At 55.8% G+C, this 224-nt stretch carries 1 protein-coding gene; it reads right to left on the bottom strand.

All coding sequences use genetic code 11. The annotated features are described in order from the left end of the window. Window positions 1–224, bottom strand: a 224-nt coding sequence (gene rplT, locus B2633_RS08645; RefSeq protein WP_483170203.1) for a 50S ribosomal protein L20, incomplete at both ends; no start/stop codon positions are given.

The raw sequence follows: 224 nt of genomic DNA, 5'->3' as shown, positions 1-224 counted from the left end.
TCCGACAGGATCTTGCGGTTGATTTCCACCCCGGCCACCTTCAGGCCATGCACCAGACGGCTGTAGGAAAGACCGTTGTTGCGGGCTGCAGCGTTGATGCGGGCTATCCACAAGCGGCGGAAATCCCGCTTTTTCAAACGGCGGTGAATGTATGCATACTGGCCGGATTTCATGACCTGTTCATTGGCAACCCTGTACAGTTTGGATTTGCTGCCCCGGTATCC

It is taken from the genome of Syntrophomonas sp. UBA1041, from assembly GCF_002316705.1.
GTDB lineage: Bacteria > Bacillota > Syntrophomonadia > Syntrophomonadales > Syntrophomonadaceae > DTU019.
This window is presented reverse-complemented; position numbering and strand designations above follow the sequence as displayed.